The 12,807-nt window shown below is 69.4% G+C and carries 11 protein-coding genes; 5 read left to right on the forward strand and 6 right to left on the reverse strand.

The window, feature by feature from the left end; genetic code table 11:
• Positions 1–54: 54 nt before the first annotated feature.
• The 3 genes from aat to trxB all read right to left on the reverse strand — a co-directional run bounded on the left by aat (position 55) and on the right by trxB (position 3,046).
• Positions 55–819 carry a leucyl/phenylalanyl-tRNA--protein transferase gene (gene aat, locus V2J18_RS10990; protein ID WP_064746689.1) on the reverse strand — a complete coding sequence of 255 codons (765 nt, stop codon included), beginning with the start codon at positions 817–819 and terminating at the stop codon, positions 55–57.
• On the reverse strand, positions 816–2,003 hold the full coding sequence (locus V2J18_RS10995; RefSeq protein ID WP_336131792.1) for a GNAT family N-acetyltransferase: 1,188 nt from the start codon (positions 2,001–2,003) through the stop codon (positions 816–818). Before V2J18_RS10995 ends, aat begins: the two co-directional genes overlap by 4 nt.
• Before the next feature lie 89 nt (positions 2,004–2,092).
• Positions 2,093–3,046 (reverse strand): thioredoxin-disulfide reductase, encoded by a 954-nt coding sequence (gene trxB, locus V2J18_RS11000; RefSeq protein WP_064746687.1) that lies wholly within the window; start codon positions 3,044–3,046, stop codon positions 2,093–2,095.
• Positions 3,047–3,445: 399 nt separating this feature from the next.
• On the opposite strand from trxB, the gene V2J18_RS11005 reads away from it, so the two are divergent.
• Positions 3,446–4,504, forward strand: a complete 1,059-nt coding sequence (locus V2J18_RS11005) for an alanine dehydrogenase (RefSeq protein ID WP_336131793.1) — start codon at positions 3,446–3,448, stop codon at positions 4,502–4,504.
• A 376-nt stretch (positions 4,505–4,880) separates the two neighbouring features.
• Positions 4,881–7,244, forward strand: coding sequence for a DNA translocase FtsK (locus V2J18_RS11010; protein ID WP_064749389.1), 2,364 nt, complete (start codon positions 4,881–4,883; stop codon positions 7,242–7,244).
• Between the two features lie 188 nt (positions 7,245–7,432).
• Here V2J18_RS11010 and V2J18_RS11015 read toward each other — a convergent pair whose 3' ends face one another.
• On the reverse strand, positions 7,433–7,657 hold the full coding sequence (locus V2J18_RS11015; protein ID WP_064749390.1) for a DUF6289 family protein: 225 nt from the start codon (positions 7,655–7,657) through the stop codon (positions 7,433–7,435).
• A 284-nt stretch (positions 7,658–7,941) separates the two neighbouring features.
• Between V2J18_RS11015 and lolA the strand changes: the two genes are divergently transcribed.
• Complete coding sequence (gene lolA / locus V2J18_RS11020) at positions 7,942–8,589, forward strand: outer membrane lipoprotein periplasmic chaperone LolA (protein WP_075575244.1); 648 nt, start codon at positions 7,942–7,944, stop codon at positions 8,587–8,589.
• 46 nt (positions 8,590–8,635) lie between these two features.
• Here the strand turns inward: lolA and V2J18_RS11025 are convergent, their stop codons facing one another.
• Entirely contained in the window at positions 8,636–9,139 is a 504-nt protein-coding gene (locus V2J18_RS11025; RefSeq protein WP_336131794.1) for a GNAT family N-acetyltransferase, read from the reverse strand.
• Between the two features lie 424 nt (positions 9,140–9,563).
• Between V2J18_RS11025 and V2J18_RS11030 the strand changes: the two genes are divergently transcribed.
• A complete protein-coding gene (locus V2J18_RS11030) occupies positions 9,564–10,556 on the forward strand; it encodes a hypothetical protein (protein WP_064749392.1) in 993 nt (330 codons plus the stop codon).
• Between the two features lie 116 nt (positions 10,557–10,672).
• Here the strand turns inward: V2J18_RS11030 and V2J18_RS11035 are convergent, their stop codons facing one another.
• Complete coding sequence (locus V2J18_RS11035) at positions 10,673–11,203, reverse strand: glycoside hydrolase family 108 protein (protein WP_336131795.1); 531 nt, start codon at positions 11,201–11,203, stop codon at positions 10,673–10,675.
• 290 nt (positions 11,204–11,493) lie between these two features.
• Here V2J18_RS11035 and V2J18_RS11040 point away from each other — a divergent pair, with 290 nt between their 5' ends.
• Entirely contained in the window at positions 11,494–12,804 is a 1,311-nt protein-coding gene (locus tag V2J18_RS11040; RefSeq protein WP_336133097.1) for a replication-associated recombination protein A, read from the forward strand.
• The last annotated feature ends 3 nt before the right edge of the window (positions 12,805–12,807 follow it).

The following is a 12,807-nucleotide window of genomic DNA, read 5'->3' on the forward strand; positions in this document are numbered from 1 at the left end:
TGCGTTAATCGCAGCGCCCGTCGCGACCGCGTCGGCGGGCGGAGGCCGCTGCGCTCAGGCCTCGGCGATGGGGCCGGCGGACGCTGGGTCGGCCAGGCGCGACGCCGGCCAATCGCCGAAGCGCTCGGCCCAGGAACCGGGCGGCTCGGCGATCGCGCACAACGCGGCGACCTGGGCCAGGAACCGCGGCCGCGGCATCGATTCGGCGCCCAGGCCGAGCAGATGCGGGTTCTCGACCTGGCCGTCGAGCAGCGGCCAGCCCCATTCGTGCAGGCGCCGGGCCAGGGCGGCGAGGGCGACTTTGGAGCCGCCGCTGCATGCGCTGAACATGCTTTCGCCGAAGAACATGCGCCCGATCGCGACCCCGTAGATGCCGCCGACCAGGGCGTCGCCGGCATAGACCTCGACCGAATGGGCGTGGCCGAGCCGGTGCAGGCGCAGATAGGCGGCCTCCATTTCGGGCGTGATCCAGGTCCCGCCCTGGCCGCGCCGCGGCGCCCGCGCGCAGGCCGCGATCACCTCGGCGAAGGCGGTGTCGGCGCGTACGATCCAGTCGCAGCGGCGCAGGCTGCGGCGGAACTTGCCGCCCAGGCGCACGCCGTCGGTGCGGAACACGGTGCGCGGGTCCGGGCACCACCACAGCAGCGGATAGCCCTCGCTGGGCCAGGGGAAGATGCCGTGGCGGTAGGCATTGAGCAGCCGTTCCGGGCTCAGGTCGCCGCCGACCGCGAGCAGGCCGTCGGGCTCGTCCAGGGCGCATTCGGCCGGAGGGAACGGCGCCAGTGGATCGGGCGAGAGCAGGGCCGGCAGGCGTTTCACGGCGCCGGCTCCACCGCGGCGGCCGACGCTTCGGCCTGCTTGAACGGCGAATGCGCGGCCAGGGTCGCGGCGTAGCGGCGCACCGAGGCGGCCTCGTCGCGGCACCACTCGCGCAGGGCGCGGCCGAAACCCGGATGGGCCAGCCAGTGCCGGCTGCGCACTTCGGCGGGCAGGAAGCCGCGGGCGATCTTGTGCTCGCCCTGGGCGCCGGGTTCGAACCGGCTCAGGCCTTCGCGCAGGCAGTAGTCGATGCCCTGGTAGTAGCAGGTCTCGAAATGCAGGCCGGGCAGGGCCAGGTCCGCGCCCCAGTAGCGCCCGTACAAAGTGTCGCCGCCGCGCAGGCACCAGGCGCCGGCGATCGTGGCGCCGTCGCGCCGGGCGAGGAACAGCACCAGCGCCTGCGGCATTTCGCGTGCCAGATGGCGCAGGAAATCCAGGCTCAACGCCGGATGGTTGCCGTACTCGGCGAAGGTATTGCGATAGAAACCGTGCATCGTCGCCAGATCGTCGTCGCTGGCGCTGTAGCCGTCGACGACCCGGTACGTCACCCCGGCGCGGGCGACCTTGGCCCGCTCCTGGCGGATGTTCTTGCGGTGCTTGTGGTCGAGCGCGGCGAGAAAACCGTCGAAGTCGCGCCAGCGCCGGCCTTGCGCGTCGGGTTCGTTGCGCCAGTGGTACTGCACGTCGATGCGCTGCAGCCAGTCGCCGTCGAAGCAGGCGTCCTCGTCGTCGCGATGGAAGTTGACGTGCACCGAGGACAGCCCCTGGCGTTCGCACAGCTGTGCCAGCGCCTGCAGCAGCAGGCGGCGGTCGCCGTCGTTGCGGGCCAGCAGGCGCGGACCGGTGACCGGCGAGTAGGGCACCGCCGCGAGCCACTTCGGGAAGTAGTCCAGCCCGTGTTGGGCGTAAGCCTGGGCCCAGGCGTGGTCGAACACGAACTCGCCGTGCGAGTTCTGTTTCAGGTAGGCGGGCGCCGCCGCGATCAATTCCTCGTCGCGCCACAAGGTCAGATGGTGCGGCGTCCAGCCCCAGTCCGGGCACAGGCAGCCGTGCCGTTCCAGGCCGTGCAGGAAGGCGTGGGCGAGGAAGGGGTTGCGGCCGTCGTGCAGGCCGTCCCATTGCGCCGGCGCGATCGTCGCCAGCGAGTCGAGCAACCGCGCCGTAACCGCGTCGCCGGCGCTCATCGCGGCGGCGTCGCGACGGACACGAGCAAGCGCGGGCCGGGCAAGGCGGGAGCGGCCGCGTCGCCGACGCCGTCGATCCCGCCCATCGCTCAGGCGTCCTTGTCGAGGAACTTCTCGGCGTCGAGCGCGGCCATGCAGCCGAAGCCGGCCGAGGTGATCGCCTGGCGATAGACCTGGTCGGCGACGTCGCCGGCGGCGAACACGCCTTCGACCGAGGTCTGGGTGGCGCTGCCGTCGAGGCCGGTCTTGATCACCAGGTAGCCGTTCTTCATGTCCAGCTGGCCGTCGAACAGCGAGGTGTTCGGGGTGTGGCCGATGGCGACGAACAGGCCGTGGACGGCCAGCTCGCGGGTCGAGCCGTCCTGCACCGACTTGACCCGCACCCCGGTCACGCCGGCGTCGTTGCCGAGCACTTCGTCGACGGTGTGGTGCCACACCGGCTCGATCTTGCCGGCCTGGATCTTGGCCTGCAGCTTGTCCTGCATGATCTTTTCCGCGCGCAGGGTGTCGCGGCGATGCACCAGATAGACCTTGCGCGCGATGTTCGACAGATACAGCGCTTCCTCGACCGCGGTGTTGCCGCCGCCGATCACCGCCACGTCCTGGTCCTTGTAGAAGAAGCCGTCGCAGGTGGCGCAGGCCGACACGCCGCGGCCCTTGTATTCCTCTTCCGACGGCAGGCCGAGGTACTTGGCGGTGGCGCCGGTGGCCAGGATCAGCGCGTCGGCGGTGTAGTCGCCGTTGTCGCCCTTGAGCCGGAACGGGCGCTTGGACAGGTCGGCGGTGTGGATGTGGTCGAACACGACTTCGGTGTCGAAGCGTTCGGCGTGCGCCTGCATGCGCGCCATGAGGTCCGGGCCCATCAGGCCGTGCGCGTCGCCGGGCCAGTTGTCGACCTCGGTGGTGGTCATCAGCTGACCGCCCATCTGCAGGCCCGTGATCACCAGCGGCTTCAGGTTCGCGCGAGCGGCGTACACGGCGGCGGTCCAGCCGGCCGGGCCGGAACCGAGGATGACGACGCGGGAGTGCTTCGAAGGGGTCATGTATATAATCGCGGGCAGTTGGGAGCGCGCTCTGCGCAAAAAGAATCTTCGCCCTCCGGCCATACGCCGGCGTGTTGAAGATTCCGGGGCAGGGCATAGCTTGGAGGCGCGGTCACTGCAAAACAAGGCGTGCCGCGCGGACGCATCGTTGCGATCCGCGCGAACCGCCCGATGCCGGATAACGCGCCGCCGGCAACCGGTGTATCCAGACGCCGCACGGACGCAGCATCGACGCACCGGACTGCCCGGGCCGCTCCCCGTGAGCTTTCGCGATCGGCCACCGCGATCGGCAATACCGTGTTTTAGCGCACCACCCACCACACATCGCTCGAACTAACTACAACAGGGCTTGGGGCGCCGCGCATGCGGCGTTTTTTCTGGGCCGCACTGGAGACTGCAATGCGTATCGGCGTACCGAAGGAAACCAAGACTCTCGAAGGGCGCGTGGCGCTCGTTCCCGCCGCGGCGGGCGACCTGGTCAAGCGTGGCCACGAGGTCTGGCTGGAAAAGGACGCGGGCATCAAAAGCGGCTTCAAGGACGAGGACTACACGCGCCTGGGCGTGAAGATCGCGCCGGACGCCGCCGCGCTGTACGAAAAGGGCGAGTTGATCGTCAAGGTCAAGGAGCCGATCGCCGGCGACCTGCAGCATCTGCGCCGCGACCACCTGCTGTTCTGCTACCTGCACCTGGCCGCCGAGCCGGTGCTGACGAAGCAGCTGCTGGACATCGGCCTGACCGGCGTCGCCTTCGAGACCGTCGAGCTGCCCAACGGCGACCTGCCGCTGCTGGCGCCGATGTCGATCATCGCCGGCAAGATCGGCGTGCAGGTCGGTACCCACCTGCTGCACCAGCCGATGGGCGGCAAGGGCAAGCTGCTCGGCGGCCTGCCGTCGACCGAGCGCGGCAAGGTGGTGGTGTTCGGCGCCGGCCAGGCCGGCGGCGCGTCGGCGGCGCTGGCCGCGGCCGGCGGCTCCAACGTCACTGTGTTCGAGATGCGCCAGGACCGCATGGACCAGATGATGCGCCTGGGCAACAACGTCACCGCGCTGTACCCCTACGTGGACGTGGTCGCGCGCGAAGTGGCTTCGGCCGACCTGGTGATCGGCGCGGTGCTGGTCACCGGCGCGCGCGCGCCTCACGTGCTGACCCGAGAAATGCTCAAGGGCATGGAAGACGGCAGCGTGGTGGTCGACATTTCGATCGACCAGGGCGGCTGCTTCGAGACCTCGCGCCCGACCACCTGGAAGGAGCCGACCTACGTCGAAGAGGGCGTGACCCACTTCTGCGTGACCAACATGCCCGGCGCGGTGCCGCAGACCTCCTCGCAAGCGATCTGCGCGGCGATCCTGCCGTGGGTCAACAAGCTGGCGGCCGGCAACGAGTGGCGCAACAACCTGGCCCTGGTGCGCGGCATCAACGTCGAGGGCGGCAAGCTGATCCATCCGGCGCTGCTCTGAGAGCCGGGATTGGGGATTCGGGCGTCGGGATTGGGTTGAAGCCGGCCCGACTCCTGTGATGCCGAAGCGGAGGGGCGGTGCGGGCGGAGCGGGGCTCCGTCACGTGGCCGCCCCTTTATCGTTGATGGGCGGGATTGGGGGCGGGATTAGGGGGGGGGCTTGGCCGGCCGATTCCAGGTAGCGCCGGAGGGGGCGGCGGAGGGTGTCTCGGTCCGTCGGATCCGCTCCCGGCGGCCCGCTTCAGGTGGTACCGTTCCCAGGCGGGGCCGGGGCGGTCGGGGTCGCTGCCACTCGCGCCTGGCCCGTGTTCACTCGTTTTCAGCTCTTTCCTGTATATTCAAAGACTAACGATAGCAACCTAAGGCAGCACATCACGGTGGCGTCCGCACCCACAGCCGCTCGCAAGAAGGCCAAGCCAACCGAAGAGGTCAAGAGCGCGCCGTCGCCGAAGCGGCAGCGCCTGATGCGCGACATCGCGCTGATCCTGATCGCGCCGCTGTTGCTGTATCTGCTGGCCAGCCTGCTGACGTTCTCGCCGCAGGACCCGGGTTGGTCGCATTCGGGTTCGATCACCGCGCCGCTGCACAACCTCGGCGGACGGGTCGGCGCCTGGATCGCCGACGTGCTGCTGTACCTGTGCGGCTACGTCGCGTTCCTGTTGCCGGTGATGCTCGGCGCGATCGCCTGGATCGCCCTGTTCGGCATGGACACCGACGGCGACGGCGAGGCCGACCTCGGCCCGGCGCTACGCCTGATCGGCATCGTCGGTTTCCTGGTTTCGGCCACCGGCCTGCTGCAACTGCGCTTCGGCCCGGCCGAAGATTTTTCCGCCGGCAGCGGCGGCATCCTCGGCCAGTTGGTCGGGCGTTCGCTGTACTCCGGCTTCGGTCCGGTCGGCGGCAATCTGTTCCTGCTCGCCCTGTTGCTGATCTCGGTGACCCTGGCCACCGGCATTTCCTGGTTCGCGGTCATGGACAAGATCGGCCAGTGGGTGATGGCCGCCGGCCCGACCTTGAGCAAACTGTTCCGCCGCGGCAGCCAGCAGGCCACCGAATGGCGCCAGACCCAGGTCATGCGCGAAGAGCGCGAGGAAGCGCGCAAGGTCGACACCGAGCTGCGCGCCAAGCGCGAGAAGGTCAAGATCGAACCGCCGCCGGCGCCGGTGGTGGAAAAGAGCGAGCGCGCCAAGCGCGAAACCCAGATTCCGCTGTTCCATACCGGCGACGGCAGCGGCGTGCCGCCGCTGGCCCTGCTCGACGATCCCAAGCCGCAGCCCAAGGGCTACAGCGAAGAGACCTTGGAAACCCTGTCGCGGCAGATCGAGTTCAAGCTCAAGGACTTCCGCATCGACGCCCAGGTGGTCGGCGCCTACCCGGGCCCGGTCATCACCCGTTTCGAGGTGCAGCCGGCGCCGGGGGTCAAGGTCAGCCAGATCTCCTCGCTGGACAAGGACATCGCCCGCGGCCTGTCGGTGAAGTCGGTGCGCGTGGTCGACGTGATCCCGGGCAAGTCGGTGATCGGCCTGGAAACGCCGAACACTTCGCGCGAGATGATCTTCCTGTCCGAACTGCTGCGTTCGAAGGAGTACGACAAGTCCGGCAGCCTGCTGACCCTGGCCCTGGGCAAGGACATCGCCGGCCGGCCGACGGTGGCCGATCTGGCGCGCATGCCGCACCTGCTGGTCGCCGGCACCACCGGCTCGGGCAAGTCGGTCGCGGTCAACGCGATGGTGCTGAGCCTGCTGTACAAGGCCTCCGCGAAGGACCTGCGGATGCTGATGATCGACCCGAAGATGCTCGAACTCTCGGTCTACGAGGGCATTCCGCACCTGCTGGCGCCGGTCGTCACCGACATGAAGGAGGCCGCCAACGGCCTGCGCTGGTGCGTGGCCGAGATGGAGCGCCGCTACAAGCTCATGTCGGCGGTCGGCGTGCGCAACCTGGCCGGCTTCAACAAGAAGGTCAAGGACGCGCAGGACGCCGGCCAGCCGCTGATGGACCCGCTGTTCAAGCCCAACGCCGAACTCGGCGAGGCGCCGCGGCCGTTGGAGACGCTGCCGTTCATCGTCATCTTCATCGACGAATTCGCCGACATGATGATGATCGTCGGCAAGAAGGTTGAGGAGCTGATCGCGCGCCTGGCGCAGAAGGCGCGCGCCGCCGGCATTCATCTGATCCTGGCCACCCAGCGTCCCTCGGTCGACGTCATCACCGGCCTGATCAAGGCCAATATCCCGACCCGCATCGCCTTCCAGGTATCGAGCAAGATCGACTCGCGCACCATCCTCGACCAGTCCGGCGCCGAGACCTTGCTCGGCCACGGCGACATGCTCTATTTGCCGCCCGGCACGGCCATGCCCGAGCGCGTGCACGGCGCTTTCGTCTCCGACGAGGAAGTGCATCGGGTGGTCGAGCACCTCAAGCAGCTCGGCGGCGGCCCGGACTACATCGAGGGCGTGCTCGACGAAGTGCAGACCATGGGCGACGGCACGGTGGTCGGCGCGACCGGCCTGCCGGAAACCAGCAGCGGCGGCGGCGACGAGTCCGACCCGCTGTACGACGAGGCGGTACGCATCGTCACCGAGACCCGCCGCGCTTCGATCTCCGGCGTGCAGCGCCGGCTCAAGATCGGCTACAACCGCGCCGCCCGCCTGATCGAGGCGATGGAAGCGGCCGGGGTGGTGTCGCCTCCGGAGCACAACGGCGATCGCAGCGTGCTGGCGCCGCCGCCGCCGAAGTAAGCGCGCAGCGGGCGAGGGCCGCGGCGGTTTCGCGATCGCGCCGCTGGATTCCAAGCCGCTCGATGGCGGCCGGTCGGCTTCGACCTGCGGTTCCAGCCTTCGGTCGCAGCCGTTCCAGCGCCCCAAAGCAAAGCGCCTGCCGTCCGCGGACGGCAGGCGCAGGCGCCTAGGCTGGGCGCATCAGTCGATTACTGGCAGCGGCGGCGGGTGACTTCCAGTTCGCCGCTGAGGGTGCCCCAGGTCGTGCGACGGCCGTCGCAGCTCCAGTGGACGTAGCCGACCAACTGGCCGCTGGCGTTGTAGTACTCCTCGAACTGCTCCGAACCCAGCGGCGGCGCATTGGCGGCGCTGGTGCCGGCGACGAGGGTGCCGGCGAAAACGAGGACGGCGGCCAACAGGGCTTTCTTGCTCATGGAAACTCCTTGTGATGTTGGTTGGCCCCGACGGACGGGGGGCGGGTACCGGCTTCGTGCCGGCCAGTCGTCTCGATCGCGACGCACACGAACCGGGACGGGCGATGCGGCCCGTCGCGGAACCCGGGGGAGATCCGGCCGTTCGGCGCGAATGCTACGACTGTCACAGACTCTACCGGCTCGACGGCATGGCAAAATGTGTTCTGAACCGCGTTTTGCTCGTCACGAGCCCGTTCAGACATCGCCACGCACACTGCCGCCATACCGTTTTCAGGAGTCCGCCCGTGTCTGCTTTTTTCCGCCGCAACACCGTCGCGGCCACGCTGTCCACGCTCCTGCTGTCCACCGCGATGTTCGCCGGCGCGGCCGTGGCCGGCGGGCGCGAAGACCTGGGCGCTTTCACCCGCGGCCTCAAGGGGCTGGACGGCCAGTTCGCGCAGAAGGTGTACGGCCCCAACGGCAAGCTCAAGGAAAGTTCGACCGGTCAGGTGGCCTTGTCGGCGCCGCGGCTGTTCCGCTGGGAATACGCCAAGCCCTATCCGCAGCTGATCGTCGCCGACGGCAAGAAGGTATGGGTGTACGAGCCCGACCTGCAGCAGGTCACGGTGCGTCCGCAGGGCGTGGAAGAGCAGAACAGCCCGCTGGCGGCGTTGATCGATCCGGGCAAGCTCGACGCCATGTTCGTGGTCAAGGACGCCGGCAGCGTTGGCGGTCTGAATTGGCTGACGCTGCAGCCCAAGCAGCAGGAAGCCAGCTTCCGCAGCGCCAAGCTCGGCTTCAACGCCGGCAGCCTGGCCAAGATGGAAATCGTCGACGCGCTCGGCCAGAAGACCGAGATCAGTTTCAGCGGCTGGAAACGCAATCCCAGCTTCCCGGCCAGCACCTTCAAGTACGCGCCCGGCAAAGGCGTGGACGTGATCGGCGAGGGCTGAGCCCTCGCCGCGTGCGTCTCGCTCCGGCGCGCGCCCTCCTGGCGTCCTACAGGGCTTTCTCGTAGCGGATCGTGGTCAACCCGCTGTTCCATTCTTCGTCGGGATAGCGTGCGGTCTCGCGATACCCCAAGGCCAGGTACAAGGCCTGGCTGGCGCGGTTGAAGGTGTCGGTCTCCAGGCTCGCCCGGGGCCGGCCTTCGCCGCGCATCGCCGTTTCCAACGCCTGCATCAGCGCCCGCGCGACGCCGCGGCGGCGTGCGCGCGCGCTCACGTGCAGGGAGTCGACGAAGTCGCCGCTGCGGCCGGCGAAGCCGGCTACCGCGCCGTCGAGTTCGGCGACCAGCAATTGCGGCAGTTGCGCATCGACGTAGCGTTCGGCCACGCGTTTGCGTTGGTAGTCGGCGATCGCTTGCGCGGTGAGTTGCGGACGCCAGGTGTCGGCGAAGGTTTCCGCCAACAACGCCAGCACTGCGGCGCGGTCGTCGGGACGGGCGGGGCGGATCTGCGGCGCGGCGGACGTAGGGGTGGCGGACGTAGGGGTGGCGGACATCGGCGAAGGGCTGGCGAGAAGGGCGGGCGATGGACAGCGCGCATTGTCGGCGCCGCCTCGCGGCCCGGCAACGCACCGACCTTGGCCGGCCCGGCGCGGGCCCCGCCTTCGCTCGGGGCGGCGAAGCGCCGATGCCGCGAGCCGATGTTGCGAAGCGTGACGAGGATCGGGCCGCGCTGCGCGGTGGGACGGGCTTTGCGGGCAGCGTCGCAACGCCGTGGGGCGTGGGTCGCACGGTTTGCGGACTGCGCGCGCACTGGCTGCGGCGCAGCCTCCCGACGCAGGTACCCGCGCGGCGGAACGACGCGATCGGCGTGACATGATCGCCGCGCTTCGCCCGCTGCACGGGCGAAGCCGGCGCAGGCGCAACGCTGGCCGCAGGCGCGCGCTCCCCACGCCAGCGTCCGCATAGGAGCACCACCGCATGAAGCGCCTCATCCAGCGTCTCTCGCTGTCGATCGCCTTGTTGCTGCCGGCCGTCGCAGCCGCCCAGTTCTACGAGAAGGACAACGGCGTCATCCGCGTCCGGCTCAACGAAAAGGTTCCTCCCTTCATCGGCCACTCGCCGATGATCACCGGCCTGTGGATCGCCGGCCGCCAGGCGGTGCCGAACGACAACGTCGGCGCCGGCTTCCAGATGACCACCCGCAGCCACCAGGGCAACGAGTACAACCCGACCCAGGGCGGCGATTGCACCGGCCGGCCCTCGCTGCTGACCGGCGTGATCCCGGACTGGAACGGCGCCCAGCTCGGCACGCCGGCCAGTCGCGGCATCCTGCTCGGCATCGACCCGTTGCTCTACGACGAGCCGGGCCTGTCCGGCACCTGCAGTGGCGGCAAGCCGAATCCAGCGCCCTACGACATGGCCTTCGGCGTCACCCTCGGCGACGGCATCGCCATGCCGCGCGAAGCGATGATCGTGGACATGTCGATCCGCAAGGATCACCCGGGTGCGGACCATCTGTTCAAGGCGTTGTCCGAACTGCCGGTCGCTTACGTCGACGCCGATTTCCTGCGTTACGCCTACTACAGCGTTGACGGCCTGCATTTCCAGCGCTTGAACGTGGATTCCAGCCACGATCTCAAGCAATGGCCCTGGAACATCAACCACTACCGCAGCGGCCATGCCATCGCGCTGTGCGATCGCCCCGACCTGGTCGAGCAGCCCAGCCAGGGCACCTGCATGGCGTTCTATTCGCACGAACCGACGCTGCTCACCGCCAGCCGCCGCCAGGGCGCGCCGTACGAACTGGGGTTGATGACGACGCTGGGCGACGACGACTTCGGGACCCAGATCGTCGACACCCAGTGGCACACCGCGCGCCGGCTGGTCGCGGTGGGGCACCTGGCCAGCGTCGCGGCGGTGATCGCCTACGCCGAGCGGCATGTCCCGGCCTCGGCGTGGGGGCAGTGGTGACCGCGCGGTTCGGCTAAGCCGGAGTGCGCGGCGGAACGGGCGTGGCGATGCGGGCTTCGGCCCGCATCGCCCGTCGTCCGACACTCCGCGAGCATCGCCGAGCGCGCCCGGCGCGCTCAGCCCGGCGCCTGCGCCGGGAACCAGTGCGCCCGCGCCAGCCAACCGGCCAGAAAGCGCTGCAACACCGGATGGGCCTGGGCCAGTTGGCGGTAGTAAGCGATCCGCCCCGCGCGATAACGCGCATACAGCTCGGGCTGGTCGGCCTTGAGCACGGCCGCCAGCGTGTCCGGCCCGAAGCGGCCGTCGACGCACACCGGCGGGCCCAGCAGTTGCTGCAGCAGGACCACGGCATGGAAGCCGGCATTGACGTAGAAGTCGAACACGATGTCGGCCAGGTATTGCAGCGTGATCGCGTCGCCGTGCAGCGGGTCCCAGTACAGGGTCTTGTACAGGGTGCCGGCCTCGGCGGCGGTGAGCGCGCGCAGGTTGGTCAGGGTCGGCGCGATGCCGAGCAAGGTCTGGGAATGCGCCTCGAAGGTGCTCAGGGTGATGCCCATGTTGGTGGCGCCGCCCGGATCGTAGGGGTTGTCGACGTAGCCGCCTTCGAAGCGCAGCAGCTGCGGGAGGTAAGTCTGAAAATAGGCCATGACGAGCTGCCGGTTGCGCGGAAGGCGGTACCGATGACAACGCCGGAGTCGCGGGCTTGTGACCGCGCTCGCTCGGCGCGGCCGGCGGGGCACGGCGGTTTGCGAAATCGAGCCGGATCAAGCGCTTGCGCGCGAGGTGGGTCCGGTGCCGGCGCTAAATTGCTATCGTGTCGGCCGATACGACACCGGATCTTTCCTGGCCCGTGGCCCGCCGCACTCCCGCTTCCTCCGAGGAACAACGCGACCTGCTCAGCGTCGACCGCGACGGCCTGCGCCCGCTGGCCGAGCGCATGCGTCCGCAAAGCCTGGACGAGATGGTCGGCCAGCGCCGGCTGCTGGCGCCGGGCTCGGCGTTGCGCCGCGCGGTCGAGTCCGGCCGGGTCCACTCGATGATCCTGTGGGGCCCGCCGGGCTGCGGCAAGACCACCTTGGCGCTGCTGCTGGCGCGTTATGCCGATGCCGAGTTCCGGGCGATCTCGGCGGTGCTGTCGGGCCTGCCCGAGGTGCGCCAGGTGCTGGCCGAGGCCGCGCACCGGTTCGCCGAAGGCCGGCGCACGGTACTGTTCGTCGACGAGGTGCATCGCTTCAACAAGAGCCAGCAGGATGCGTTCCTGCCGCACATCGAGCGCGGCACGATCATCTTCGTCGGCGCGACCACCGAGAACCCTTCCTTCGAACTCAATTCGGCGCTGTTGTCGCGCTGCCGCGTGCACGTCATGGAGGCGGTGTCGCCGGAGGACGTGCGCGCGGCCTTGCGCCGTGCCCTGGACGATCCCGAGCGCGGCCTGGGCGCGCAGGCGATCCGGGTCGAGGACGAACTGCTGCTGCAGATCGCCACCGCCGCCGACGGCGACGTGCGCCGCGCGCTGACCCTGCTCGAGATCGCCGCCGAGCTGGCCCTGGACGAGGGCGGCACGGTGACCGCCGCGACCCTGGCCCAGGTGTTGGCCGACCGCACCCGCCGCTTCGACAAGGGCGGCGAGCAGTTCTACGACCAGATCTCGGCGCTGCACAAATCGGTGCGCAGCTCCAACCCCGATGCGGCGCTGTACTGGTTCGCGCGCATGATCGACGGCGGCTGCGATGCGCACTACCTGGCCCGGCGCCTGACCCGGATGGCGGTCGAAGACATCGGCCTGGCCGATCCGCGCGCGCTGCAGATGGCGGTCGACGCCTGGGACACGTACGACCGCTTGGGCAGCCCGGAAGGCGATCTGGCCCTGGCCCAGGTGGTGCTGTACCTGGCCAGCACCGCCAAGTCCAACGCCGCCTACGCCGCTTACAACCAGGCCCGGCGCGACGTCGCCGAGCACGGCACCCAGGACGTGCCGCTGCACCTGCGCAATGCGCCGACCCGGCTGATGAAGCAGTTGGGCTATGCGCAGGGCTATCAGTACGACCACGACGCCGAGGGCGGCATCGCCCTCGGCCAGACCGGTTTCCCGGACGCGATGGGCGAGCGGGTGTACTACCGGCCGGTGCCGCGCGGGCTGGAGATCAAGCTCGGCGAGAAGCTGGAGCGGCTGCGCCGGTTGCGCGCGCAGGCGCGCGGCGAGGCGCCGCCGGAGCAGGACGAGGGCGGAACGGACGCAGGCGCCTAGCGC

The sequence above is a fragment of the Lysobacter firmicutimachus genome, from assembly GCF_037027445.1.
In the GTDB taxonomy this organism is placed as follows: domain Bacteria; phylum Pseudomonadota; class Gammaproteobacteria; order Xanthomonadales; family Xanthomonadaceae; genus Lysobacter; species Lysobacter firmicutimachus.